22 protein-coding genes are annotated in these 25,856 nt (G+C 51.5%); 10 read left to right on the top strand and 12 right to left on the bottom strand.

Going from position 1 to position 25,856, the window contains the following annotated elements:
* Positions 1-5: 5 nt before the first annotated feature.
* The gene (dxs, locus tag LG201_RS14085) at positions 6-1,850 is read left to right on the top strand and encodes a 1-deoxy-D-xylulose-5-phosphate synthase (protein ID WP_226772835.1); all 1,845 of its coding nucleotides are present in this window, start codon (positions 6-8) and stop codon (positions 1,848-1,850) included.
* A gap of 47 nt (positions 1,851-1,897) precedes the next feature.
* Positions 1,898-2,701: a GTP cyclohydrolase FolE2 gene (folE2, locus tag LG201_RS14080; RefSeq protein ID WP_226772834.1), complete on the top strand. Its 804-nt coding sequence runs from the start codon at positions 1,898-1,900 to the stop codon at positions 2,699-2,701.
* A 100-nt stretch (positions 2,702-2,801) separates the two neighbouring features.
* Here folE2 and LG201_RS14075 read toward each other — a convergent pair whose 3' ends face one another.
* The 4 genes from LG201_RS14075 to LG201_RS14060 form a co-directional block, all read right to left on the bottom strand.
* Positions 2,802-3,452 (bottom strand): retropepsin-like aspartic protease family protein, encoded by a 651-nt coding sequence (locus LG201_RS14075; RefSeq protein WP_226772833.1) that lies wholly within the window; start codon positions 3,450-3,452, stop codon positions 2,802-2,804.
* 10 nt (positions 3,453-3,462) lie between these two features.
* Positions 3,463-4,605: an MFS transporter gene (locus tag LG201_RS14070; protein ID WP_226772832.1), complete on the bottom strand. Its 1,143-nt coding sequence runs from the start codon at positions 4,603-4,605 to the stop codon at positions 3,463-3,465.
* 73 nt (positions 4,606-4,678) lie between these two features.
* On the bottom strand, positions 4,679-5,764 hold the full coding sequence (aroC, locus tag LG201_RS14065; RefSeq protein WP_226772831.1) for a chorismate synthase: 1,086 nt from the start codon (positions 5,762-5,764) through the stop codon (positions 4,679-4,681).
* Between the two features lie 105 nt (positions 5,765-5,869).
* Entirely contained in the window at positions 5,870-6,412 is a 543-nt protein-coding gene (locus LG201_RS14060; RefSeq protein ID WP_226772830.1) for a pseudouridine synthase, read from the bottom strand.
* A 61-nt stretch (positions 6,413-6,473) separates the two neighbouring features.
* On the opposite strand from LG201_RS14060, the gene icd reads away from it, so the two are divergent.
* The gene (icd, locus tag LG201_RS14055; RefSeq protein ID WP_226772829.1) at positions 6,474-7,712 is read left to right on the top strand and encodes an NADP-dependent isocitrate dehydrogenase; all 1,239 of its coding nucleotides are present in this window, start codon (positions 6,474-6,476) and stop codon (positions 7,710-7,712) included.
* Between the two features lie 92 nt (positions 7,713-7,804).
* Here the strand turns inward: icd and LG201_RS14050 are convergent, their stop codons facing one another.
* Complete coding sequence (locus tag LG201_RS14050; RefSeq protein WP_226772828.1) at positions 7,805-8,008, bottom strand: cold-shock protein; 204 nt, start codon at positions 8,006-8,008, stop codon at positions 7,805-7,807.
* Between the two features lie 315 nt (positions 8,009-8,323).
* Here LG201_RS14050 and pilB point away from each other — a divergent pair, with 315 nt between their 5' ends.
* Together pilB and LG201_RS14040 are read left to right on the top strand one after the other, a co-directional pair.
* Positions 8,324-10,045: a type IV-A pilus assembly ATPase PilB gene (pilB, locus tag LG201_RS14045; protein WP_226772827.1), complete on the top strand. Its 1,722-nt coding sequence runs from the start codon at positions 8,324-8,326 to the stop codon at positions 10,043-10,045.
* 27 nt (positions 10,046-10,072) lie between these two features.
* A complete protein-coding gene (locus LG201_RS14040) occupies positions 10,073-11,284 on the top strand; it encodes a type II secretion system F family protein (RefSeq protein ID WP_226772826.1) in 1,212 nt (403 codons plus the stop codon).
* Between the two features lie 48 nt (positions 11,285-11,332).
* On the opposite strand, the gene LG201_RS14035 is transcribed toward LG201_RS14040, so the two are convergent.
* From LG201_RS14035 to LG201_RS14010, 6 genes are read right to left on the bottom strand one after another with little or no spacing between them, the layout of a single operon-like run.
* On the bottom strand, positions 11,333-12,058 hold the full coding sequence (locus LG201_RS14035) for a DsbC family protein (protein WP_226772825.1): 726 nt from the start codon (positions 12,056-12,058) through the stop codon (positions 11,333-11,335).
* Between the two features lie 25 nt (positions 12,059-12,083).
* Positions 12,084-13,256, bottom strand: coding sequence for an FAD-dependent monooxygenase (locus LG201_RS14030; RefSeq protein WP_226772824.1), 1,173 nt, complete (start codon positions 13,254-13,256; stop codon positions 12,084-12,086).
* A gap of 3 nt (positions 13,257-13,259) precedes the next feature.
* Entirely contained in the window at positions 13,260-14,438 is a 1,179-nt protein-coding gene (locus tag LG201_RS14025) for an FAD-dependent oxidoreductase (RefSeq protein WP_226772823.1), read from the bottom strand.
* Positions 14,435-15,751: a Xaa-Pro aminopeptidase gene (gene pepP / locus LG201_RS14020; protein WP_226772822.1), complete on the bottom strand. Its 1,317-nt coding sequence runs from the start codon at positions 15,749-15,751 to the stop codon at positions 14,435-14,437. The genes LG201_RS14025 and pepP overlap by 4 nt, the downstream gene beginning before the upstream one ends.
* Positions 15,752-15,798: 47 nt before the next feature.
* Positions 15,799-16,467, bottom strand: coding sequence for an N-acetylmuramate alpha-1-phosphate uridylyltransferase MurU (murU, locus tag LG201_RS14015; protein ID WP_226772821.1), 669 nt, complete (start codon positions 16,465-16,467; stop codon positions 15,799-15,801).
* The gene (locus LG201_RS14010) at positions 16,467-17,462 is read right to left on the bottom strand and encodes an aminoglycoside phosphotransferase family protein (RefSeq protein WP_226772820.1); all 996 of its coding nucleotides are present in this window, start codon (positions 17,460-17,462) and stop codon (positions 16,467-16,469) included. Before LG201_RS14010 ends, murU begins: the two co-directional genes overlap by 1 nt.
* Positions 17,463-17,653: 191 nt before the next feature.
* Here LG201_RS14010 and LG201_RS14455 point away from each other — a divergent pair, with 191 nt between their 5' ends.
* From LG201_RS14455 to adk, 5 genes are read left to right on the top strand one after another with little or no spacing between them, the layout of a single operon-like run.
* Positions 17,654-20,086: an LPS-assembly protein LptD gene (locus tag LG201_RS14455; RefSeq protein ID WP_226772819.1), complete on the top strand. Its 2,433-nt coding sequence runs from the start codon at positions 17,654-17,656 to the stop codon at positions 20,084-20,086.
* 7 nt (positions 20,087-20,093) lie between these two features.
* Complete coding sequence (locus LG201_RS14000; RefSeq protein ID WP_226772818.1) at positions 20,094-21,413, top strand: peptidylprolyl isomerase; 1,320 nt, start codon at positions 20,094-20,096, stop codon at positions 21,411-21,413.
* Positions 21,382-22,419 (top strand): 4-hydroxythreonine-4-phosphate dehydrogenase PdxA, encoded by a 1,038-nt coding sequence (pdxA, locus tag LG201_RS13995; protein WP_226772817.1) that lies wholly within the window; start codon positions 21,382-21,384, stop codon positions 22,417-22,419. Before LG201_RS14000 ends, pdxA begins: the two co-directional genes overlap by 32 nt.
* On the top strand, positions 22,416-23,183 hold the full coding sequence (gene rsmA / locus LG201_RS13990; RefSeq protein ID WP_226772816.1) for a 16S rRNA (adenine(1518)-N(6)/adenine(1519)-N(6))-dimethyltransferase RsmA: 768 nt from the start codon (positions 22,416-22,418) through the stop codon (positions 23,181-23,183). The genes pdxA and rsmA overlap by 4 nt, the downstream gene beginning before the upstream one ends.
* Before the next feature lie 41 nt (positions 23,184-23,224).
* Positions 23,225-23,878 carry an adenylate kinase gene (gene adk / locus LG201_RS13985; protein ID WP_226772815.1) on the top strand — a complete coding sequence of 218 codons (654 nt, stop codon included), beginning with the start codon at positions 23,225-23,227 and terminating at the stop codon, positions 23,876-23,878.
* A gap of 61 nt (positions 23,879-23,939) precedes the next feature.
* On the opposite strand, the gene LG201_RS14450 is transcribed toward adk, so the two are convergent.
* Positions 23,940-25,658 (bottom strand): methyl-accepting chemotaxis protein, encoded by a 1,719-nt coding sequence (locus LG201_RS14450; protein WP_319006059.1) that lies wholly within the window; start codon positions 25,656-25,658, stop codon positions 23,940-23,942.
* Positions 25,659-25,856: the final 198 nt, after the last annotated feature.

Genomic DNA, 25,856 nt, shown 5'->3' with positions numbered 1-25,856 from the left:
CTGATATGTACGAACTGCTAGAAAGCATTAACTCACCAGAGCATCTACGTAAGCTTGATCGCAAACAGTTACCGGCATTGGCCCAGCAGCTACGTCAGTTTTTGATTAACAGTGTGGCCCAGACCGGCGGACACCTCTCCTCCAACCTGGGCGTGGTCGAACTCACCATCGCCCTGCATTATGTCTTTAACACCCCCGACGACCGGGTGGTATGGGATGTCGGGCACCAGACCTATCCGCACAAAATACTCACAGGACGTCGTGCTGCCATGGAAGGACTGCGAAAACCACAAGGCATCGCCGGCTTTCCACGACGCACTGAAAGTGAATACGATACCTTTGGTACCGGCCACTCGAGCACGTCTATCTCTGCGGCACTCGGCATGGCGGTGGCGGCCCAGAAAACTGGCTCAGATCGCCGCTCTATCGCGGTGATAGGCGATGGTGCCATGACAGCTGGCATGGCATTTGAAGCATTGAATAATGCAGGTGCCATGGATACCAACCTCCTGGTGATCCTCAATGACAATGACATGTCAATTTCACCCAATGTAGGCGCACTCACCAATTATTTCGCCAAACTGCTATCTGGCCGCCTTTACACCACGATGCGTCGCTCCGGTGAAAAAGTCCTGGGTGTAGTGCCTCCAATGCGGGAATTTGCCAAGCGTGCGGAAGAACATGTCAAAGGCATGATGACACCAGGCACTCTGTTTGAGGAGTTCGGGTTCAACTATATCGGCCCCATTGATGGACATGATATTGATGTGTTGATTACGACGCTGAAAAACATCCGGGAACTCAAGGGCCCGCAGTTCCTGCATATTGCCACTCAAAAAGGCCATGGCTACCAGCCTGCGGAAGACAATCCTGGCAAGTATCATGGGGTTGGAAAATTTGACCCCAGCAATGGTCGCTCTATCGCCAATAGCGGCAACAAAACCTACACCCAGGTATTTAGCGACTGGTTGGTGGACATGGCCGCTGAAGACCAGCGCCTGATTGGCATTACGCCAGCCATGTGCGATGGCTCCGGTCTCAATGCCTTTGCTGAACAGTTTCCTGAACGTTTCTATGATGTAGGTATTGCCGAGCAGCACGCACTCACATTTGCAGCTGGTATGGCCTGTGATGGGCTAAAACCCGTAGTCGCGATTTACTCGACGTTCTTGCAGCGTGCTTACGACCAGTTTATTCACGATATCGCCCTGCAAAATCTGCCGGTGATGTTTGCTATCGACCGCGCTGGTTTGGTTGGGGCAGATGGCCCCACGCATGCAGGCAGTTTTGACTTGAGTTATCTGCGTTGCATCCCCAATATCATTATCATGACGCCTAGCGACGAAAACGAATGCCGGCAAATGCTATATACGGCTTACCGTCATGATGGACCGTCTGCCGTGCGCTATCCACGCGGCAGCGGGCCTGGCGCAGTCATCTCCGAAACCATGCAGACTCTTGCAATCGGCAAGGGAGAAATCCGCAGGCAAGGTAGCAAAGTCGCTATCTTGGCTTTTGGTAGCATGTTGACTCCTGCGCTGCAGGCAGCAGAGCAACTGGATGCAACTGTCGCCAACATGCGATTTGTCAAACCTCTGGATAAAGCACTGGTGGCGCAATTGGCAAGCTCTCATGAGCTTATCGTCACCATTGAAGAAAATGCCATCATGGGTGGCGCAGGGGCAGCGATCATGGAAGCCTTACAGGAATTTGAGCTGAATACAGCCACCCTCTGCCTTGGTTTGCCCGATGAATTTATTGAGCATGGCGTGCATGAAACCATGCTGGCAGAATGCGGTCTTACCGCAGACGGCATTACCGCCGCAATTGAGAAAAGATTAACCAAGTAGTATACTCAACTATTACCGAATACAACTTATAGATTTCCAGGAACCACATGAACCAGCCCTCCATTCCGCCAATTGAAGATGTGCAGAACACCCCGGATACCCGGCAGCTTGCCATTGACAAGGTAGGGATCAAATCCATCCGTCACCCGGTGAAGGTGAAAGACAAGACCGGTGGCGTACAACATACTGTTGCCACATTCAACATGTATGTCTTCCTGCCTCATAACTTCAAGGGCACCCACATGTCACGCTTTGTTGAGATTCTCAACACGAACGAGCGTGAAATTTCTGTGGATTCGTTCGAAAGTATATTGCGTGCCATGGTCGAGCGCCTGGATGCAGACTCCGGCCATGTAGAAATGACGTTCCCCTACTTCGTCAACAAGGCTGCTCCTGTCTCTGGAGTGGAAAGCCTGTCGGACTACGAAGTCACATTCGTGGGTGAAATCAACAAGGGCAAGTACGATATCACTGTCAAAGTGGTAGTCCCTGTGACCAGCCTCTGCCCATGCTCGAAGAAAATCTCAGATTACGGTGCGCATAATCAACGCTCGCATGTCACAGTCACGGCCTTGATCAATGACTTCATCTGGGTGGAAGATATTATCCGCCTGGTGGAAGATCAGGCATCGTGTGAAGTGTATGGCCTGCTCAAACGCCCTGACGAGAAGTATGTAACCGAGCGTGCCTACGACAATCCTAAGTTTGTTGAAGATATCGTACGCGACGTAGCGGCACAGTTGAATGCACAAAAGAAGATTGTTGCGTACACAGTGGAATCAGAAAATTTTGAATCCATTCACAATCATTCTGCTTACGCACTGATCGAAAAAGACAAACGTAAAAACTAAACTCATATCATCTTCATGAGTCGCCAATAAAAAACGACCGCATTTATATGCGGTCGTTTTTTATTGGATGGTGCCAGGGCAGCGGGCGACTAACGACAGATCAATATTTCTTGGTCAACGTCAGTGCAATTCCATCCCGCTTCATATCCACCCGGTTCAATGCACTCATGCCCAGCAACACGACGGCGGGCGATCCGCCCTCCATCACAATGCCATCCACCTGATTCAGCACCAGACCATTCAACTTGACGCTATTGATCACAACTCGATAAGCCTCAGCCACGCCATTGGCAGTTTGCACGGAAACCGGTGACCCACGCTTGTAATCAATCTTGGCATAACGCGCATCACCACTGTTCATGACGATGGCAGAGGCACCGGTATCCACCAGGAACCTGAGAGCTGCGCCATTGATCTGGCCCTCGGCAAAATGATGACCAGTAGAATCGGCATACATGGTGATACTGCCATTCGCACTCAGCGCTCCAGAGGTAGAAGCAACAGAAACTGCCTGCCCCATCCCCAGTTCGCGGCGACGGCCCTCCACCTCAAGCACCGCCTTGTTACTATCTGCAGCGACCAACTTGACACCTTCAGGCGTTACATCATTCTCGGACCAGGTTTTTGGCTTGCCTCCATTGATCACCAGTATCGCCTTGCCATGAAACAGGCCGACCACATTGACCTGAGTCTCGGCCAGCGCGAGCTGTGGCAACAGACATGACAACAATCCTACCCATCCCCACCTCATCGCATCTCCCCTAATCTTCCTGCATCATGAACATGAAAAATATAAACCCGAGCATAGCGCAGACTGCTGATGCGGTAAATGTCCAGCTTGGGCCTATGCTTTCCCAGGCAAACCCACTCATCACCGCACCCAAGGTACCACCTACTCCATAGGAAATGCTGGTGTACAAGCCTTGCCCCTTGGACTGATGCTTGCCCTTGAAATAACGGTGGGTCAACGCCACCGCAGCAGCGTGATAAGAGCCAAATGTCGCAGCATGTAATATCTGTGCCAATACGATCAACCACCAGATATCCACCGCCCAGCCGATGACAAAGAATCGCACAAATGCGAGCAACAGACTGCCCAGCATGATACGGCGCAAGCCAAACATCGCAGTCAATCTGGGCATGTTCAGGAACACCAGAATTTCGCAAGCCACGCCCAACGCCCACAGGCAACCGACGACGCCTTTACTGTAGCCGTGATCAACCAGGTAAATAGAATAAAACGTATAGTAAACACCGTGTGCGGCAGACATGGTAAAACATGCCGCCATCAAGGCCATCACTTCCTTACGCCTGATGATGGCCCACAACGAGCCTTCCCCCTCCCGTTGCAACGTCACCAACGGGTCAGATAACTTCCAGGAAAGCACCCACACCGCGCTCAATAAAATAAAAATCACCCACAGTAGCGCTGCCATACCGACATATTGCACTGCATAGCCCAGGCCAACCACCGCCATCATAAAGCCGATAGACCCCCAGAGCCGGATATGGCCATAGCGATCAAGACGATCACCCAAGTGTCCCAGGGTCACTGCCTCAATCAGCGGCAATGAAGCGCTCCAGAAAAAACTCAGCGTCAGCATGACAGCAAACAACCAATAAAAACTCTCCCCAAAAAACACCCCAAAGTAAGCCACCACACTGCAACCTGCCAGCCACTGGATAATGGGAACACGATGTCCGCGGCGATCTGCTACCCACCCCCAAAGACTGGGAGAGAAACTCCGTGCCACCTGAAACAGCGACATAAGAATGGCAATCTGGAAAGCACTAAATGACAGAGACTTGAGATATAAAGTCCAGAAGGGAGTAAATGCGCCGACGAAACCGAAGTAAGCAAAATAGAAGCCGGATAAGCGCCAGTAAGGAAGAGGAGTTTGCACAAATTCTTTCAGCAAGAAAAAAGGAAGCGCATCAGGCTTCCTTCAATCTGGACACGCTAACACCGGTCAACATTTATATCTTGACGGTATCGACCACAACATCCGCATTCTGCGCGCGATGACGCAATGCATGATCAATCAACACCAATGCCAACATGGCTTCCACGATAGGGGTGGCCCGCACGCCCACACAGGGGTCATGTCGGCCGGTAGTCTGCATCTCAAGTGCCGCGCCTTGCTTGTCTATGGAATGGCGTAGCTGCGGAATACTGGAGGTCGGCTTGAAGGCAACATGCGCAACCAGCGACTGTCCACTCGAAATCCCGCCCAATACCCCTCCAGCATGATTGCTGGAAAAGCCATCCGGCGTCAGCTCGTCACTGTGCAATGAGCCGCGCTGGGCGACACTGGCAAAACCATCGCCAATTTCCACACCCTTGGCAGCATTGATGCTCATCATGGCATAAGCAATATCGGCATCCAGCCTGTCATACACAGGCTCCCCCCAACCAACCGGCACCCCTTCCGCGACCACGGTAATGCGGGCACCGACAGAATCACGCTCATTGCGGATTTTGTCGAGGTAAGCTTCCAACTCAGGCACGACAGTGTTATCAGCCGCAAAAAAAGCATTCTGGTTGACGGCATCCCATGAGCTGAATGGAATGGCAATCTCACCCAGCTGACTCATGTAAGCACGAATGTGCACGCCATAGCGCTGTTTGAGCCATTTTTTGGCAACAGCCCCTGCCGCCACCCGTACAGCGGTTTCACGCGCGCTGGAACGACCACCGCCACGATAATCGCGTATACCATATTTCTGCCAGTACGTGTAATCCGCATGCCCGGGACGGAAAGTCTCGGCAATCTTGCCATAATCCTGGCTGCGCTGATCCTGATTCCGGATCAGCAGGCCAATAGGTGTGCCCGTAGTCTTGCCCTCAAATACACCGGAGAGTATCTCCACGGTGTCTGGTTCCTTGCGCTGAGTCACGTGACGCGACGTACCTGGCTTGCGCCTGTCCAATTCCTGCTGGATATCCTCAACGGACAACTCCATGCCAGGTGGACATCCATCAATCACGCCGCCTATGGCCGGGCCGTGAGATTCGCCAAATGAAGTCAGGGTAAACAGAGTACCTATGGTATTGCCGGACATGGGCTGTCTCTTTAATCAAAATGATTCAAAATAAGCTGGGAGTTTAACATATTCAGCTTGCAAGTTTTTCCCACTGCTACCTTGCAAAGCAGCGACAGGCCTCTCTCACAGGGCGCTATCGAGTGTTTTCCAGGTGCCTGGTTCAATAGTATCTAGCGTATGCGGCCCCACTGCATAACGAATCAATCGTAAGGTAGGAAACCCTATCTTAGCCGTCATCCTGCGCACCTGACGGTTCTTGCCTTCACTAATTTGCACTTCAAGCCATGCGGTAGGAATCGCCTTGCGTTCACGAATCGGAGGATGACGCGGCCACAATCCGGCAGGCTCATCCATATGCCGCACTTTGGCAGGAAGCGTTACAAAATCGCCAAGATCCACTCCATGCCTCAATGGCTGCAGATCAGCCTCCAGCGGATTTCCCTCGACCTGCACCCAGTAGGTTTTGAACTCTTTGTGCCTAGGATGCGATATACGGTGTTGTAGCGCCCCATCATCGGTTAAAATGAGCAGACCTTCACTGTCAGTATCAAGCCGCCCAGCAGCATACACCCCCGGGACGGCAATATAATCCTTCAGCGTCTCGTGTTTTTCATGTGGGCTGAACTGGCAGATTACACCATAGGGTTTGTTGAATAAAATCAGCATCTTGATCTCTTGCAATAATTACGCCTGTTAACTCTATAGCGTTTGAATAGGATAGTTCTGAATGTCTACGAAAATTAATGTGCCAGCCAATGGCGAGAAAATTACGGTCAACGCCGACAACACACTGAATGTCCCCAATCAGCCGATTATCCCATTTATTGAGGGCGACGGCATCGGCGTGGATATTACCCCTCCAATGAAACACGTAGTGGATAGCGCTGTAGCCAAGGCGTATGGTGGTCAACGCACTATTGCATGGATGGAAGTATACGCAGGCGAAAAAGCGGTTAATATCTATGGAAACAACTCGTGGCTGCCAGATGAAACGCTCAAGGCAGTCAAGGAATATGTCATCTCAATCAAGGGTCCGCTAACCACTCCTGTCGGCGGAGGCATACGCTCACTGAACGTTACTTTGCGCCAGGATCTAGATCTCTACGTCTGTTTGCGTCCTATTCAGTATTTCCAGGGCGTACCCAGCCCAGTCAAGCATCCGGAAAAAACCGATATGGTCATCTTCCGTGAAAATACCGAGGATATCTACGCAGGAATCGAATGGGCTGCTGGCTCGGATGAAGTGAAGAAAGTCATCGACTTCCTCAGTGATATGGGCGTACGCAAGAAAATTCGCTTCCCCGAGACATCCTCCATCGGCATCAAGCCCGTGTCTGTTGATGGTAGCAAGCGTTTGGCACGCAAGGCAATCCAGTACGCCATAGACAACAACCGCCAATCTGTGACCATTGCTCACAAGGGCAATATCATGAAGTTCACCGAAGGTGGATTCAAGAATTGGGCATATGAAGTGGCCAAGGAAGAATTCGGCGCGCTAGAGATTGACGGTGGACCGTGGTGCCAGTTGCCTAACGGCCTCATCATCAAGGATTGTATTGCCGATGCATTCCTGCAGGAAATCCTGCTGCACCCGGCAGATTATGACGTGGTAGCGACACTTAACCTCAATGGTGATTACATCTCCGATGCATTGGCAGCCCAGGTAGGCGGAATCGGCATTGCACCTGGCGCCAATCTTTCAGATACCGTTGCCATGTTTGAAGCCACCCACGGCACGGCACCCAAGATTGCGGGTAAAGATATTGCCAACCCAAGCTCACTGATTCTTTCGGCTGAAATGATGTTACGCCATCTGGGATGGACTGAAGCTGCCGATCTGGTACTCAAGGGTGTCGCTAATGCGATCCAGGCAAAGCGTGTTACCCATGACTTTTCTTCGCAAATGGAAGGCGCCACGCAGGTTGGGAGCGCAGAATTTGGCGCAGAAATTGTCAACCACATGTGATGCTTAACCTAAACAGAAACTACTAATAAAAAAGGCCGGATTTCTCCGGCCTTTTTTATGTTGAAGACTATGTAGTCATCAGCGAGCCAAGCTTAGGCCTTCTGGATATTAGAAGCCTGCTTGCCCTTAGGGCCTTCGGTAACATCAAATGATACGCGTTGACCTTCCTTCAGACTCTTGTAGCCAGCTTCTACAATTGCGGAGAAGTGTGCGAACAAATCGTCGCCACCATCGTCCGGGGTAATGAAACCAAAACCTTTGGAGTCATTAAACCACTTTACGGTACCTATTGCCATTTCATACTTCCTTGCTTAAAACATTAAGGGGAGGCGACCCCAAAAGTTTGTACTCAAGAATTTAAGTCGGTAGTTGCCGGCTACAATGCACTCGAATTCCAAACGCCTGATCGAGTTTTTACGTGGGTTATTCGAATAAGTCAAGTGCTTTTACAGCCAAATTTGCATTTTTGCTGAATTTTCTGCAAAAAACATCTCCAATAATTCGTGAGTGCCGTAGATGGATGCTTTACAAAAAAAAGGCCAGCATGCATCATCAATGCCATCATTATGAATGGGCTTTACTGTGATCATGAAGGGGTCGGCTGAATACTGATGGTTGCTGTCACGTTACCAAGCAAGTTAGGCGGGCTGGCCCGCATGCTCATGCACCAGAAACTGTTGAGCGAGGATGAAGCGCTCGCCCTGCAGGCTGCCGCATCACAGCATCAAAGCTCCTTTATTGCACAACTCCTGCAAAGCAAACGGCTCTCACCGTTACAAATCGCCGAGGCGGCATCGCATGCTTTCGGCTTCCCGCTCTTTGATCTGAATGCATTAAGCCAGGACTACCTTCCAGCCAAAGGCATCAACGCGCAGTTGATGCGCAGCAGCAGAGCCATGGCATTACACAGCCGCGGCAAGAATATGTTTATTGCCCTGTCTGACCCAACCAATTTACATGCACTGGATGATGTGCAGTTCCAAACCGGGATGACCTTGGTGCCAGTGATTGTTGAAGATGACAAGCTAGGCAAGTGGATAGATAAACTAGTCGAAGCTAGCGATACCACCATGCAGTCGCTCGCTACCGATGAAGATTTCGGACTGGAGCTGGAGTCAGAAGAGAAAAGCAACGAACCAGACCCTGCGACCCTGGAGATTGACGATGCGCCCATCGTTAAATACATCCAGAAAATTCTGCTGGATGCCATCAATATGGGCGCTTCAGACATCCACTTTGAGCCTTATGAGAAGTTTTTCCGCATTCGTTATCGCGTAGATGGCATATTGCGCGAGATTGCCCAGCCTCCACTCGCCATCCGAGAAAAACTAGCCTCTCGCATCAAGGTCATTTCCAATCTGGATATTTCTGAGAAGCGGATACCCCAGGACGGGCGCATGAAACTCGTGCTGTCCAAAACGCGGACGATTGATTTCCGCGTGAGTACATTACCCATGCTGAATGGCGAAAAAATCGTCATGCGGATTCTGGACCCCAGTAGTGCCAAACTTGGTATTGACGCCCTCGGTTATGAACCTGAACAAAAAACAGCATTGCTGCATGCGGTCAGCCGTCCTTACGGCTTGGTACTTGTCACGGGGCCGACTGGCTCGGGTAAAACCGTATCCCTATATACATGCCTCAACATTCTGAACGACCCCGGCGTTAATATCTCCACCGCAGAAGACCCGGCAGAAATTCCACTTCCTGGCGTCAACCAGGTTAATGTCAACGACAAGCAAGGCCTGACATTTGCGGCAGCACTCAAGTCATTTCTACGTCAGGATCCAGACATCATCATGATAGGCGAAATTCGTGACCTGGAAACAGCTGATATGGCGATCAAGGCAGCCTCTACCGGCCATATGGTATTGTCCACACTGCACACGAATGACGCGCCATCTACACTGACACGCCTGATGAATATGGGGGTAGCTCCATTCAACATTGCATCGGCTGTGTCGCTGATTACCGCACAAAGACTGGCACGCAAGCTATGTCCACACTGTAAACAGCCCGCTGATATCCCGCAAGAAGCATTGCTGGCTCTGGGCTTTCAAGCAGCAGAACTGGATGGCAGCTGGCAGCCTTATGCGCCCAAGGAGGGTGGCTGTGAGTCATGCAATGGTGGCTATAAAGGCCGGGTAGGTATTTACCAGGTCATGCCGGTATCAGACGAAATGAGCCGTATCATCATGAAAAACGGGACATCTCATGACATTGCGGACCAGGCACAAAAAGAAGGGGTAAAAGATCTCAGGCAGTCTGGCTTACTCAAAGTCAAACAAGGGCTGACCTCGATAGCAGAAATCGAAGCGGTCACCAACGAATAATCAGAAAGCAATACGATAGGAAGCATCATGGCTGCCAAGGAAACCAAAGAAGTCACGTACTCGTGGGAAGGTACAGATAAAAAAGGCAAGCGCGTTAAAGGGGAGATCAAGGCATCAGGTGAGGCCTTTGTCAAAGCCACACTACGCCGCCAGGGTATTAACGTACTGAAGGTCAGCAAGCAGCGAGGCTTTAAAAGTGGCGGCAAAGTGAGCGACAAGGATGTCACCCTGTTTACCCGCCAGCTTGCCACCATGATGAAGGCCGGGGTGCCCTTACTGCAAGCCTTTGACATTGTAGGCAAGGGTCACAGCAATGCAGCAGTCAGCAAACTGCTGGGCGACATCAAGGCGGATGTGGAAACCGGTAGCAGCCTAAGTCAGGCATTCCGTAAATATCCGCTGTATTTCGACAACCTGTTCTGCAACCTGGTGGGGGCGGGAGAACAGGCAGGTATCCTGGACTCCTTGCTTGACCGCCTGGCTTCTTACAAGGAAAAAATTCTTGCCATCAAAAGCAAGATCAAATCGGCATTGTTCTACCCGGTTTCCATCATGGTCGTGGCCTTTGTCATTACCGCTGTGATCATGATTTTTGTGATCCCGGCATTCAAGGAGCTTTTCAGCAGCTTCGGTGCCGATTTGCCCGCGCCTACCCTGATCGTGATGGCTATCTCAGATTTCTTTGTTGAATATTGGTGGGCCATTTTCGGCTCGATCGGCGGCGGTCTGTGGTTCTTTTTCTACACATGGAAACGGTCTGAGCAAATGCAATCCACCATGGATAGGCTGCTCTTGAAAATACCAGTATTTGGTGAACTGATCCGCAAAGCCACCGTGGCCCGTTTTGCCCGTACGCTATCCACCATGTTTGCAGCCGGTGTACCCCTGGTTGAAGCACTGGATTCAGTCGCAGGTGCTTCCGGCAACCGCGTGTACTATGATGCCACCAAGAAAGTCCAGAGTGAAATCAGCACAGGTACCAGCCTGACAGTGGCAATGCAGAACACCGAGGTATTCCCGAACATGGTGTTACAGATGGTCGCCATCGGTGAGGAGTCCGGGGCACTGGACTCCATGCTATCCAAAGTGGCGGATTTCTATGAAGGTGAAGTAGATGATGCGGTGGAAGGTTTATCCAGCCTGATGGAACCCATCATTATGGTGGTACTGGGCGTCCTGATCGGAGGCCTGGTGATTGCCATGTATTTGCCAATATTCAAGATGGGACAAGTCGTTTAATGATAATGAGCTCCCATCAGGTGGGAGCTCACATTAATCACGTCTTGCTTACTTTTTGGCGCTTGCCGCACCCGCCATGGCTTTTTCGATATCCTTGGCCGGATATGCCCCCAACATACGTTTACCATCGGCAAATATTAAGGTTGGTGTACTGGTCACATTCATTTTCTTGCCAAGCTCGGCTACTTTCTCGATCGGCGTATCGCAGGTGCCCTGCGCCTTAGGAAGCTGACCATTCAATACCCAATCCTGCCAGGCCTTGGCACGGTCAGGCGCACACCAGATAGCCCTGGATTTATTGCCCGCATCAGGATGCAATTGCTCTAGCGGGAACAGGAAAGTATAGATCGTCACATCCGTAATCCCTGTCAGCTCCTTCTGCTCCAGCCGCTTGCAGTAAGGACAGTCGGGATCTGAAAACACCACCAGCTTTTTGCTGCCATTGCCCTTGACCACCTTGATCGCCTGATCCAGTGGTAACGCAGAGAAATCAACCCGCGTCAGTTCATCCAAGCGTTCACCAGTAATATCGCGTTTGGTTTTAGGCTCAACCAGCCGCCCTTCCGCAATCAGGAAACTGAATTTATCGTCGGTATAGACAATCTGCCCATCAAGAAAAACCTCATATAGCCCGGCATAAGGCGTTTTGACAATGCTTTCCACTTTCACCTTGGGATAAGTGGCCTCAATCGATTTCTTCAAGCTGGCTTCATCAGCACAGGCACTGCCTGCCAACAGGGTAGCCACCAACACAGCAATCCACTTCTTCGACATACTCGGCATAAATATCTTTCTCAATTCAAATAATAGCTTGTTGTATCAGGCGCTTTTTAAGGCCAGCATGCCCATTGACTTGCTGCATGCCCCAGCCTCTCAGTGTTTTAATCCATGGCTGCTCATGTGCAAATAGCCCATGCAGGCCGTGAGTTACCATACGCATCGCCATCATATCTGCTTTACGCGCGCGCTCATACCGACGCAAACCCGTGATATCGCCTGGCAGTCGTACCGGATTCGGCGTCCCTAATGCGCCAATCAACGCCACAACATCCCGAAAACCGAGGTTGACTCCCTGACCCGCCAGCGGATGTATCTGATGGGCAGCATCCCCCACCAAGGCCAAACCTGGCTTGATTAAAGTATCAGGAGTTTGCAACATCAGCGGGAAAGCAGCTGCAGGGGTTATGAGCCTAAGCCTGCCCAAACTATGCTGCCCCGCTGCAGAGACTTCTTTGACAAAATCCAGAGCATCCAATTGTAGCAACTGCTCAGCCTTGTCATTGGCCAGCGACCACACAATGGAAATGCGCTTGCCTGGAAGCGGCAACCAGGCCAGGACGCCATCATCAAAAAACCACTGACGTGCCCGGTGTTGATGGGGCCACTCACATTCAAAATTAGCCACGACCCCCTGCTGCGCATAATCATGCCGCTGGCTTGTTATATCTGCCTGCTGACGTAACCACGACCCTGCACCATCAGCGGCCACCAGCAAGTTGGCATGCCACTCATTACCAGCGGCATCCACCAGCTTTGTATGGTGGTGATGAAACTCGACGTTCTTGCATTCAACGCCAGAAAATCGCGTCACACCCAGTTCATCAAGCCGTTGGTACAAAGCCTGTTGTAATCGGCCACCTTCCACAATCACGCCAAGGCTCGCCAGATTGGATTCATACGCATCAAACGCCAGAGATGAATCTGCGTCCGCCCATATCTCCATACTACTGATAGCACAGCAGCGTTCTGCATCTAACTTGGGCCAAACACCCAGGCTTGCCAGCCATCTCACATTGCCGGGGCTGATCGCGTAAATACGGCTATCCCAATCTGCAGCCGGCTCGGATTCAGTGTGGTTACGATCAATGATCGCCACACGATAGCCTTGCAGCGCTAATGCGACAGCACCCGCGGCGCCGACCAACCCGCCGCCGACAACGATAATATCAAAATCCTGTTGATCACCAGCCATCCATCAACCTCTCGGCCCAAAGCTCATTTTGCCCACCAGGCGATTTTTGGCGATGGGTACGATATCCAGCAGACCCAGGCCCAAAGCACGGACACTGCGCAATCCAACCATATCGTTGGAAAAGACATTGACGAGAAAATCGGTAAACTTCAAGCCACTACGAGTATCCGCTTGCCGACTGGCTTGATAAGCGTTGAGCATGGCATCGCAACCCCACGCTAATGAATCAGTATCAGCCAGTATCTGCGCCAACTCCCAGGCGTCACGCATACCCACGTTAAACCCCTGACCGGCCACCGGGTGCATGGTCTGCGCGGCATTACCAATGATGGCAAGGTGCGGAGCAGTTACCGTCTTCAGATAAGATAAACGCAAAGGAAAACTCAAGCGCTTGCCTACCTTGAGAAACTGCCCCACTCGATCCCCAAAATGCTCATGCAAGGCATGCAAAAATACCTCATCTTCCAGCTCCAGCAGCTTGGCCACCTCGTCTGCTTTTCCGGTCCAGACCAGTGAAAAATCACGATCTCCATTCGGCAATAAAGCTACCGGCCCAGCAGCCGTAAAACGCTCATATGCAATATTATCGTGTGGCAACTCGCACTGTACCTTGGTTACCAGAGCATCATGCCCGTAATGCTTGGTTTCCCGTTGTAATCCTGGAATATCTCCCAAACTACGCCCGCCATCTGCGAGTACTGCTAATCCAGCCTGCTGCTCATACACCACGCCTTCATGCAGGTAGCTGACATTAGCAGCATCTGAAGCAGGATTGATAGCAGTCGCTTCGGCACCATACACCACTTTAATCTGAGGAAAACCTAACAAAGCCTTGTCCAGTGCAGCGCTCAAGGCACCATAAGACAACACGTAACCGAGGGCTGGCTGGTCATGTTCCTCGGCCTTGAGCACAGTGCGGCCAAAGCTGCCGCGCTGCGATACATGAATCGTGTTGATCGCGGTAGCCTCAGGTTCAAGCTCAGTCCATAGTCCCAGTCGCGCCAATATCAAGCGGCTACCATAGGACAAGGCCAGAGCACGTTGATCCAGATGTGAAGCACCTTGCTCCCTAGCCTCCAAGACAGTCACTGCCACTCCTTGATTCTGTAATGCCAAGGCCAGTGTAGAACCCACGGGACCTCCGCCTACAATCAGGATATCGGCATATTGTGTAGTGCTCATGACACGCCTGCTTCAGCCATCAGTTGCTCGATGTCATTAACCGTTTTCGGTGCCGCAGCGGTGATCACCTCAGCACCATGGGCCATGACGACAACGTTATCCTCAATCCGGATACCAATATTCCAGAAACACTCAGGCACATTATCTGCTGGTCGCACATAGCACCCGGGTTCGACCGTCAACACCATACCGGGCTGCAAGCTTCTCCAGTCACCACTGGCATCTTTGTACTCACCCGCATCATGCACATCCAAGCCCAGCCAGTGGCCTGTACGATGCATATAAAAACGCCGGTAATCGCCCGACTCAATCACCGCCTCTACGCTGCCCTGGCATAAACCAAGATCGATAAACCCGCGAACCAATACCTCAAGCGCGGCTTCATGCGGTGCATCCCAATGCTGGCTTGGCTTAACCTGCTCAATCGCAGCATACTGCGCCGCAAGTACCAGCTCGTAGAGATCCTTTTGTGCTGCGCTAAACTTGCCGCTCACCGGGAACGTCCGGGTAATATCTGCGGCGTAACCATCCAACTCGCATCCAGCATCAATCAACAATAACTCGCCATTATTCAGGCGCGCCGCATTGCTGACATAATGCAGCACACAGGCATTGGCGCCGCCTGCCACGATAGAGGTGTAAGCAGGCGCGCGACTGCCATGGCGATAAAATTCATGCAATACCTCGGCCTCGACTTCATATTCCATCATGCCTGGCTTGGTTGCCAACATGGCGCGCTTGTGGGCATTGGCGGTAATGGTTGCCGCTCGTTGCATGACATCAAGCTCGGCCGGCGACTTGATCAGTCGCATCTCATCGAGCAATTGCCTGACATCCACGATGGCAGCCGGTGCATTGATACCACTACGCCCCTGTGCCCTTAATTGCTGCAACCAGGTTGTGACGCGCTGATCCCACGCCGCATCCGCCCCCAGACTGAAATACAACTTGGGCTGATTACCCAGGAGCTTGGGAACCATTTCGTCAAGCTGGCTGATGGGATACGCTTCATCAAATCCAAACGTGGATTGCGCACCTTGCGGACCATGGCGGAAACCATCCCAGATCTCTCGCTCCATGTCCTTGTCACGACAGAACAAGATGCTTCTGGGGTGCTCGCCAGCGATCAGCAGTAACAAGGCCTCTGGCTCATCAAAGCCAGTCAGGTAATAAAAATAGCTGTCAAAACGATAAGGATAGTGACTATCCCGATTTCTGATGGCTTCTGGGGCTGTCGGAATCAAGGCGGCCCCCCTGCCCATTTGCCGGGCTAATTGCTGCCTGCGTAAGCGAAATTCTTCTATCTGACTCATGCTGTTAGGTGACTCATTCATTCACTAGATAATCAATATGATGTTGATCAAGCAAGTAATTGCCGATCCAACTCCTGCAACCTCTCTGGCGTGCCTATATCGTGCCAGATACCAGGGTGATATTCAGCGCCGGCCTGTTCGCGCATGATGGCTTCTTTAAGCAGGGGTGCCAGCTTGGCTACTTGGCCACGCATAATGCCGTTAAACAGCTGCGGTCTATATACCGCCACGCCTGAGAACGTCAGGCGATTGCTGCCTTCCAGCAAGAGCTTTCCCTGGTCAAAACTAAAATCGCCGTTGGCATGCTGTGGCGGATTATCCACCAATACCAGGTATGCCAGTTGCACCTCGGGCAAGACATTCACCAAATGGGCAAAGTCAATATCAGCAAACACATCACCGTTGATCACCAGGAAAGGCGCATCACCCAGCAGAGGCAAGGCATTGGCAATGCCTCCTGCCGTCTCCAGCGCCTCCTGCTCTGGCGAATAGCGGATGGACAGGCCCCAGCAGCTTCCGTTCCCCAGTGCAGCCTCAATCTGGCTGCCCAGATGAGCATGATTGATGACCACTTCCTTGAATCCTGCAGCCGCCAGGCGCTCCAGATGCCAGACAATCAGGGGCTTGCCACCCACTTCCAGTAAAGGCTTGGGGGTATGGTCAGTTAATGGACGCATGCGTTCACCCCGACCTGCAGCCAGTATCATGGCTTTCATCAGAAAGTGAACCCCGGTTGCGGGGGAACGCCATGTATTTCGTCAAGCAGTCGCACCAATGGCCGCAGTTCGATGTAACGCGCACAGGCGCGGCGCAGATAATCCATCACCAATGGCATATCCTTGAGATAAGCTTCTTTACCGTCCCGGTGATAAAGACGCGCAAATATCCCCAGCACCTTCAGATGACGTTGCACGCCCATCCACTCGAAATCACGGTAGAAATCCCCAATATCCTCTGGGACTGGCAGACCTGCCTGTTTTGCGCCTTGCCAGTAGCGAATCAGCCAGTCCAGCACCTTGTCCTCTTCCCACGAAATATAAGCATCCTTGAACAAGGACACCAGATCGTAGGTAATCGGGCCATAGACGGCATCCTGAAAATCCAGAATACCGGGGTTATCCTCACATACCATCAGGTTACGAGAGTGATAATCCCTATGCACATATACTTGCCCTTGCGCCAGGATATTACGGTTGAGCAAGGCAAATGCCTGCTGGATCACCGCCTGCTGCTTGTCCGTCAGGATCAACCCAAGATGCTTGCTGATGTACCAGTCGGGAAATAGCTGCATTTCCCGCGTAAGCAGGGCTTCATCGTAAGGTGGAAACTCCTGCGGCTTGCTTGCAGATTGCAACTGGATCAATGCCTGGCAGGCGCCACGGTACAAACCATCTGCAGTCTCATCATTCAGCGATTGCAGATAAGTAGTATCGCCAAGATCATCCAGCAACAGGAATCCTCGTTCCAGATCCATCGCCAGTACATTAGGCACATGCAACCCAGCGGCTGCAAACACGTCAGCCACATGGACAAAAGGCCGGCAATCCTCTTGCGGAGGGGGTGCATCCATGGCGATCAGTGTGACTCCATCAGCGAGCGAGACACGGAAATACCGTCTGAAACTGGCATCTGCAGAAGCTGGAGCAAGGGAGAAAGTCTTCCCCTCCAGCGTAGTTACCAACCACTCATTTAATTGTTCAAGGCGCGACACCAACAGTAAGAACCTTCTTTAATAATGATAAAACCCGGTAAAAATTCACCAGGGGAAATTTAAACTTCTTTTAAATTCAACAACAAAGCTACACTGCACTTTATTTATGGATTGCTTAAAGCAGGAATTTATGCGATTTTATCATCCATAAAAGAAACACGCGCCCACTCCTCCCTTTACAAACATACATTGTGAACATTCGTCCGATTACTTTCCTCGTTGCAATAGTTTGCTTAAGTTTCGGCTCAGCACATGCAGAAGAACCCGCTATCGCCAGCGTTCCGACAGACAGTACCACACCGGAAGCTGATGCAGAAAGCAACCCCGACAACATTGTGATTGAAGGGGACAAATTAGAGGTTTACCTGGACAGAAAACTCAAGTCGATTGGCAATGCCTCGCTGATGACGGGCCAGGAGAAGGTCTACGGTGACACCATAGAGTATGACGTACAGAACGAAGAGCTGCACGTTCTGGGCAATGTGCGCCTGGAAACCAAGGGCGGAAAAATGATGGGGCCAGAATTGCGTCTCAAACCCAGCGAGAGCGTGGGTGAGATGAAACAGCCTACTTTCGTGTTGGACACCCAGTTTGCCAATATGCCGCAATTTGGCATGGGTAAAAATGATAACAACCGCGATCAGGATAACGCCTTAACCTCATACAACACCGCCGGAACCAATCAATCTTTAACGCAACAGAATATTGAAGACAGTGGTTATGCCCCCGGGCTTAGCCGTAAACAGGGAGCCTCCCGCGGCGATGCCAAAGGTGTGGTATTTGAAGGTCCAGATCACAAGCGGCTCAAGAGTGCTCGTTACACTACCTGTGAAGTGGGCTCTGATGATTGGTACGTGAAAGCCAAAGAACTCCAGCTGGATGATTACACCAAGACCGGGACTGCCCGTAATGCCCGCGTTGAGTTCAAGGGTGTGCCCATTCTATATACGCCCTGGATAGACTTTTCCTTCCTTAACCAGAGAAAATCGGGCCTGCTTGCTCCTACTTGGGGCACCACCAGCCGCAGCGGTTTCGAGTTACTGACACCCTACTACATCAATATTGCGCCCGATATGGATGCCACTGTTGCTACCCGTTACTTGAGTAAACGTGGCCTGCAGTACCAAGGTGAGTTCCGTTACCTCAATGAAAACTATCGTGGTACTGCCAATTTAGAGTACCTGCCCAGCGATACCAGCAGCGGTGAAAACCGTTACTACGCCAAGTTTGCACATTTGCACGATTTCCATAATGGCTGGACCGCAGCCTACAACCTGGAAAAAGTGTCGGACGACAAATACTTTTCTGAAATGTCCACCCGCATTGTCACCACCAGCCGTGTGAACCTGCCACAACAGGCTTACGTCAATTACACGGATGACATCTGGAACTTCAATGCGTTGGTACAAAAATTCCAGACACTGGATGGCCTGAACTACCCATTGCAGCGCTTGCCGCAATTAACCCTGGCAGCCAATGATGACTGGGGTCCATTCACTGTCAACCTGCAGACCCAATGGGCCAATTTTGATCGTGATTCCAATGCCGTCAGTACACAAGCCACTCTCTCTGGCGGCACGCTGAATACACTGGTGACAGGCAAGCGTCTGGTGGCTTACCCAAGCATCAGCCTGCCGATGGCACGTCCTTATGGCTATATCACGCCCAAACTCGGCCTGCACCATACCAGTTACCAGGTGGATAACGGCGACTTTACGCTAACCGATCGGAATGGCATTGCCAGCTCAGGCTTCTACGAATCACAAAGTCGTAACCTGCCCATCTTCAGTGTAGATAGTGGCCTCTACTTTGACCGCGATGTACGCATCGTCAAGAATCGCTATACGCAAACGCTGGAACCGCGCTTGTACTATACCTACATTCCCTATCGCGACCAGTCATCGATTCCGGTGTATGACTCCAGCCTGGCTGACTTGAATATGGGCTCGCTATTTATCGAAAACCAGTTTACCGGTAATGACCGTATCAACAATGCCAACCAAGTAACCATGGCAGTCACCAGCAGACTTGTGAGCAAGAAAACCGGTGAACAGCGTATGGCCTTTACCCTAGGGCAACGTTATTACTTTGCCGATGAAAAAGTCTACCTGCCAGGCGCCACACCACGTTCCGGTGACACCTCGGACATCATCGGTGAAATCACTGCACGTCTGCTCAACAACTGGAACATCGACATCTTTGGCCAGTACAACACCGATCGCAATGTCTATGTGCGCAACAACATCAGTGCGCGCTATAACCCTGAACCGGGCAAAACGCTGAATATCGGCTACCGTTATACAGAAGACCGGCTGGAGCAAATCAACTTATCTGGGCAATGGCCTCTTGGCAAAGGCTGGTATGGTCTGGGGCGCTGGAACTACTCCCTGCGTGAAAACCAACCGATTGAAGGTATTGCCGGGCTGGAATACGACGCTGGGTGCTGGCAGGCCAGAACCGTGATGCAGCGGGTATCCACCGCGACGGCTGATGCCAACTATGCGCTTTATTTCCAACTTGAGCTGGGCGGCCTGGCCTCTATCGGGCAGAATCCGCTAAAACTTCTTAACCGAGCCATTCCCGGCTATACTAGCTCCAGCCTGATTCCGGACTCCTACCAGTAATTACCCTATGCGCAATCTCTCTATAACAGCACTGGCAAAGCTTTTCTTTGCCCTCATCACCCTATCCATTAGCAGCAGCCAGGCCATGGCGGCGGCAGAAGTCGCCAAGATAGACCGGATTGTGGCGATCGTTGACCAAGCCGTCATTACGGAAAAAGAACTGGCTGATCGCATTCAAACCGTGACTGCCCAGCTGGAAAAGCAAGGCACACAACTACCTCCGCGAGAAGTGCTGGAAAAGCAGATTCTGGAGCGATTGATTAACGACAGACTGCAGTTGCAATACGCCAGTCAAACTGGATTGCGTGTCGATGACGCACAACTGGATAAAACGATAGAACGTATCGCTGAGCAAAATAAACTCAGTGCTGGCGAGTTCAGGAAAGCACTGGAAACAGAAGGCATTCCGTATCGAAAATTCCGTGAAGACATTCGGAATGAAATCATTTTGGCCCGCCTGCGCGAGCGTGAAGTTGACAATCGCATGAATGTCACAGAGTCTGAAATTGATAATTACCTGACCACCCAGTCATCGCGCAATGATATTCAGGATGAATTCGAGATTTCACATATCCTGATACGTGCCCCGGAAGAAGGGAACCCGGAAGAGTTGCAGAAACTCAAGGCCAAGGCTGAAACCGCGTTGAAAGCGCTGCAGTCAGGGACTGATTTCGCCCAAGTGTCAGCTGCTTATTCTGATGCCCCCAATGCGCTGGAAGGCGGCAGTCTGGGCTGGAAAACCGCATCACAACTACCCTCTCTATTCGTAGATGCCCTGCAGCCCTTGCAGGCAGGCCAACTCACCGCAATTTTGCGCAGTCCCAATGGCTATCACATCCTTAAACTCTCGAACCGCCGTGGTGGCAGCTCACCTCTGGTAGTCGACCAGACGCACGTCAGGCACATCCTGATCAAATTGAGTGAGGTGGTGTCAGAGAAAGATGCTGAACACAAGATAGGCTCAATTAAGGAACGTCTGGATAACGGTACCGATTTTGCAGAACTGGCACGCCAGTTCTCTGAAGATGCGTCGGCCAATAACGGTGGTGATCTGGGCTGGACCAATCCAGGAGACACGGTTCCACAGTTTGAAAAAGTCATGGATGCACTGCAACCAAACGAAATCAGCCAGCCTGTGCGTACGCCTTTTGGCTGGCACATCATTCAGGTATTGGAGCGGCGTAAGCAGGACATGAGCAAGGAAGCCGCACGTCTCAAGGCACGCCAGGAAATACGCGCACGCAAGTCTGATGAGGGCTACCAGGACTGGGTGCGCGAACTGCGTGATCGCGCCTATGTTGAATACCGCCTGGAAGATAAATACTAGTCAAGCGGTGAGCACTCTGACGCATATTGCCCTCACTGCAGGGGAACCAGCAGGCATAGGCATTGATCTCTGTGTCATGCTGGCCAGTCTTCCGATAGCGGCCAGCATTGTCGTGATCGCCGACCAGCAGGTGCTGATTGAGCGCGCGCATCAACTTGGCCTGCCGCTGGCCGTCATACCTTATCAAAGCGGACATAACAGCATTCATCAAGGGAACAATACGCTGAACGTATTGCACATACCCGTTGCTGCCCCAGTGGTGGCAGGTCAACTGGATAGCCGCAATGGGCAATATGTATTGCATACGCTGGAGCGTGCCATAGACGGTTGCGTCAGCCATGAATTCGATGCCATGGTCACCGCACCGGTGCATAAAGGCATCATTAATGATGCTGGGATTGCCTTCACGGGCCATACAGAGTTCCTCGCAGAACGCACTGCCCGCGCCCAGGTTGTCATGATGCTGGTGGGCGGCAACCTCCGGGTCGCACTGGCAACCACGCATTTACCTTTGGCAGAGGTGAGCCAGGCGATTACGAAAGAAAGCCTGGCAACCACTATCCGTATTCTGCATCACGATCTGGTCACAAAATTTGGCATCAGCCATCCGCGTATCCTAGTCACTGGCCTCAACCCTCACGCGGGGGAAGGCGGGCATTTGGGCATGGAAGAGATTAATGTCATCACGCCCGTGCTGGAGGCATTACGGAGTGAAGGCATGCAACTCAAAGGCCCGCTGCCTGCCGATACTTTATTCACCCAGCACAATCTGCAACAAGGCGATTGCGTACTGGCGATGTATCACGACCAGGGCCTGCCAGTATTGAAACATGCCAGTTTTGGCGGCGGCATTAATGTCACGCTGGGCCTGCCCATTATCCGCACCTCGGTTGATCACGGTACAGCACTTGATCTTGCCGGACACGGCAACATCGAGATCGGCAGCCTGCTAGCTGCCATAGACCTTGCCATTACCCTTGCCCAACATGGCCGGAAACCCGCATGAAACATATCGCAAAAAAAAGGTTTGGCCAGAACTTCCTGACTGATCGCGCCATTATCAACAGCCTGATAGACGCCATTGCCCCCCAGTCCCAGGACATCATGATTGAAATTGGGCCTGGCCTGGGCGCCATGACACAACCACTATTGCAGCATCTTGATCACTTGCACGTGGTGGAAATAGACCGTGACATCATTAGCTGGATGCAAGGAGTCTATCCTGCAGGCAAAGTGACCATCCACAACAGCGATGCCTTGAAGTTTGACTTTACACAGGTGAGTGACCGCATCCGTGTCGTAGGCAACCTGCCATACAATATCTCCACGCCCATCCTGTTCCACTTGCTGGACAATGTATCGCATATTATCGACATGCATTTCATGCTGCAGAAGGAAGTGGTGGAACGCATGGTGGCAGCCCCGTCTACACCAAGCTATGGCCGCTTGTCTGTGATGCTGCAATATCGGCTGCACATGGAATACCTGATCACCGTACCACCAGAGGCATTTGAACCAGCGCCTAAAGTAGAATCTGCTTTTGTCAGGGCCATCCCGTTTGCCACCCTGCCTTATCCGGCAAAAGATGAGGCGTTATTAGCCAAGATAGTCACCAGCGCATTTGGCCAACGCCGGAAAACTTTACGCAATACACTGAAAGGCTTGCTGGACGATGCAGGCTTTAGCGCACTGGGACTGGATTCACAATTGCGCGCAGAAAACCTATCCATCGCAGAGTTCGTCAATATCGCCAATTACCTGGCCGCATAGATAGCTACTGATATAATTGCAGATTGAAAAGAGGAGACCACATGAGAGTCATACTATTAGGCGCACCGGGCGCAGGCAAAGGCACCCAGGCGACCTTCATCAAGGAACAGTTCAATATTCCGCAAATCTCCACTGGCGACATGTTGCGTGCTGCAGTAAATGCAGGCACCCAGCTTGGTCTGGAAGCCAAACGCTATATGGATTCTGGCGGCCTGGTACCAGATGAGGTCATCATTGGCCTAGTGAAAGAGCGCATCAAGGATGCCGACTGTCAGCAGGGTTTCCTATTTGACGGTTTTCCACGCACCATTCCGCAGGCTGAGGCCATGAAGGAAGCGGGCGTGAATATCGATTATGTAGTTGAAATCGATGTACCTGACGAAGAAATCATCAAACGCATGAGTGGCCGACGCTCACACCTGGCTTCTGGCCGAACTTATCACGTGGTATTCAACCCACCCAAAGTGGCAGGCAAGGATGACGTGACCGGTGAGGACCTGGTGCAACGTGAAGATGACAAGGAAGAAACCGTCGCCAAGCGCTTGGAGGTTTACCATAGCCAGACCAAGCCATTGGTGAACTATTACTCCAGCTGGGCCAACAATGGCGGCGAGCATGCCCCCAAATACGTAAGAATTTCCGGACTGGGTGAAGTCGGAAAAATTCGCGAAAGCATTCTGCAATCACTTGCCTAACATAAAAAAACACCAATAAAAAAGCCGGGCTTACCCCGGCTTTTTTATTGCATTGAAGAAGCTAAAACTCAGCCCAGTCATCTCCTGATATCGCCGCAGATGCCGGAGAAGCGCTAGTAGTCGAGGGCGTAACAGGCTTTGCACGACGGCTCACCACCGGCTTGCCTGCCTTCGCTTTTACGGTTACAGGCCTGGATTTCACGACCTCGGCCACTGCTGCCTTAGGTTGCCAGCCATTGATTTTAAATATACTGACAGCACTGGCAAGGCTGCTGGCCTGATCCTGCAAAGACTGTGATGCAGCGGCAGCTTCTTCCACCAACGCTGCATTCTGCTGCGTTACTTCGTCCATTTGCATAATGGCCTGGTTGACCTGTTCAATGCCGGTGCTTTGCTCTTCACTGGCCGCGCTGATTTCACTCACAATATCGGTGACGCGCTTCACGCTATTCACCACCTCACTCATGGTAGAACCAGCCTGCTCCACCAGCTTGCTTCCGGCACTGACGCTATCCACCGAATCGCCAATCAGGCTCTTGATTTCCTTGGCAGCATTGGCTGAGCGTTGTGCCAGACTGCGCACTTCTGTCGCCACCACAGCAAAACCACGCCCTTGCTCACCCGCACGTGCCGCTTCAACCGCGGCATTCAAGGCAAGGATATTGGTCTGGAACGCAATGCCATCAATCACTCCGATAATATCGGCAATGCGCTTGGATGACTCATTAATAGCCGCCATGGTCGAAATCACTTGATCCACCACCTCGCCACCCTGTACTGCCACCTGGGAAGCAGAAGCCGCAAGCTGGTTAGCCTGGCGGGCATTGTCAGCATTCTGCTTCACGGTAGAAGTCAGCTCCTCCATTGCGGAAGCCGTTTCCTCCAGAGAGCTTGCCTGTTCTTCAGTACGCGATGATAGATCCAGATTACCAGTGGCAATTTCACTGGACGCCGTGGCGATCGTATCGGTGCCACTTCGCACTTCCCCGACAATATTGGAGAGGTTGTCATTCATCAGCTTGAGCGCCTTCATGAGTTCCCCGGTTTCATCCTTCGATGTCACTTCAATTTGGGCAGTCAAGTCACCGCCAGCAACACGTTGGGCAATATTAACGGCGACCAGCAATGGTTCCGCGATCATCCTTGCTATCCATACCGCCGATACCAAGCCCAGCGTCACACAGCTGATGAGCAATACAATGATCCATATCCTGGCTGTGTCATAGGTGGACACCGCCATTTCGCTCGCATGTTGCGCGCCCAGGGTATTCAAATTGACTAACTCATCCACCTGATCATTAATGAGATTGACCATCTCAAATGACTTGCCTCTTAATAAAGTACGTGCCTCATCATTCTGGTTATTTCTGGATAGCGCCACAATCTTTCCGTGCTCGCTCATGTACAGCTCAAATTCACTCTTAATCTTGGGAAGAAGCTCTTTTTCCCTGGGCTCGCTCACCACACCGTCATAGCGTTTCATGCTGGTCTGGAACTCACTTAAAAACTTATCAAACTGCGCTTCATAGCGCGAATATTCATCCTCGCTGGATGACAGGATGTGTTGCAGTTCCTGAACACGCATTCGCCCCAACATGGCCTTCATTTCCAGCGTGAACTCGGCACTGGGTAACCAATTCTCGCTAATATCGGTAGATGCCTGATTCACCGTCCTTAATTGCATGATAGAAAACAGCCCTAAAATACTGGTTAAAGCCAGTACAAATACAAACCCCAGTATCAGCTTGTTGCTGACTTTTAAATCGTAAATCCATCTCATAGCAATCTTCCTTCAAAAGATGATGTGTAGCTGTACTGGAGATTTATCGGCTCTAGCATCGGATAAGCTGTGACCAGGATCAGCCCTCAATGACTATCATCAAGACATTCACCCTCATCACTCCGCAATACATATCTACAAACAGTAAAACCCCTTGTATCCCGGTGTATTTCCAGAGCACTTGATGCAAGCCATTTC

The sequence above is a fragment of the Methylobacillus gramineus genome (genome assembly GCF_020532675.1).
Taxonomy (GTDB): domain Bacteria; phylum Pseudomonadota; class Gammaproteobacteria; order Burkholderiales; family Methylophilaceae; genus Methylobacillus; species Methylobacillus gramineus.
This window is presented reverse-complemented; position numbering and strand designations above follow the sequence as displayed.

What these genes read in the sequence shown, in the direction of transcription:
- dxs (WP_226772835.1), top strand. Translation starts at nt 6, where the DNA reads ATGTACGAACTGCTAGAAAGCATTAACTCACCAGAGCATCTACGTAAG.
- folE2 (WP_226772834.1), top strand. Translation starts at nt 1,898, where the DNA reads ATGAACCAGCCCTCCATTCCGCCAATTGAAGATGTGCAGAACACCCCG.
- LG201_RS14075 (WP_226772833.1), bottom strand. Translation starts at nt 3,452, where the DNA reads ATGAGGTGGGGATGGGTAGGATTGTTGTCATGTCTGTTGCCACAGCTC.
- aroC (WP_226772831.1), bottom strand. Translation starts at nt 5,764, where the DNA reads ATGTCCGGCAATACCATAGGTACTCTGTTTACCCTGACTTCATTTGGC.
- LG201_RS14060 (WP_226772830.1), bottom strand. Translation starts at nt 6,412, where the DNA reads ATGCTGATTTTATTCAACAAACCCTATGGTGTAATCTGCCAGTTCAGC.
- icd (WP_226772829.1), top strand. Translation starts at nt 6,474, where the DNA reads ATGTCTACGAAAATTAATGTGCCAGCCAATGGCGAGAAAATTACGGTC.
- LG201_RS14050 (WP_226772828.1), bottom strand. Translation starts at nt 8,008, where the DNA reads ATGGCAATAGGTACCGTAAAGTGGTTTAATGACTCCAAAGGTTTTGGT.
- pilB (WP_226772827.1), top strand. Translation starts at nt 8,324, where the DNA reads ATGGTTGCTGTCACGTTACCAAGCAAGTTAGGCGGGCTGGCCCGCATG.
- LG201_RS14040 (WP_226772826.1), top strand. Translation starts at nt 10,073, where the DNA reads ATGGCTGCCAAGGAAACCAAAGAAGTCACGTACTCGTGGGAAGGTACA.
- LG201_RS14035 (WP_226772825.1), bottom strand. Translation starts at nt 12,058, where the DNA reads ATGTCGAAGAAGTGGATTGCTGTGTTGGTGGCTACCCTGTTGGCAGGC.
- LG201_RS14030 (WP_226772824.1), bottom strand. Translation starts at nt 13,256, where the DNA reads ATGGCTGGTGATCAACAGGATTTTGATATTATCGTTGTCGGCGGCGGG.
- LG201_RS14025 (WP_226772823.1), bottom strand. Translation starts at nt 14,438, where the DNA reads ATGAGCACTACACAATATGCCGATATCCTGATTGTAGGCGGAGGTCCC.
- pepP (WP_226772822.1), bottom strand. Translation starts at nt 15,751, where the DNA reads ATGAGTCAGATAGAAGAATTTCGCTTACGCAGGCAGCAATTAGCCCGG.
- murU (WP_226772821.1), bottom strand. Translation starts at nt 16,467, where the DNA reads ATGAAAGCCATGATACTGGCTGCAGGTCGGGGTGAACGCATGCGTCCA.
- LG201_RS14000 (WP_226772818.1), top strand. Translation starts at nt 20,094, where the DNA reads ATGCGCAATCTCTCTATAACAGCACTGGCAAAGCTTTTCTTTGCCCTC.
- pdxA (WP_226772817.1), top strand. Translation starts at nt 21,382, where the DNA reads ATGTTGAATACCGCCTGGAAGATAAATACTAGTCAAGCGGTGAGCACT.
- rsmA (WP_226772816.1), top strand. Translation starts at nt 22,416, where the DNA reads ATGAAACATATCGCAAAAAAAAGGTTTGGCCAGAACTTCCTGACTGAT.
- adk (WP_226772815.1), top strand. Translation starts at nt 23,225, where the DNA reads ATGAGAGTCATACTATTAGGCGCACCGGGCGCAGGCAAAGGCACCCAG.
- LG201_RS14450 (WP_319006059.1), bottom strand. Translation starts at nt 25,658, where the DNA reads ATGAGATGGATTTACGATTTAAAAGTCAGCAACAAGCTGATACTGGGG.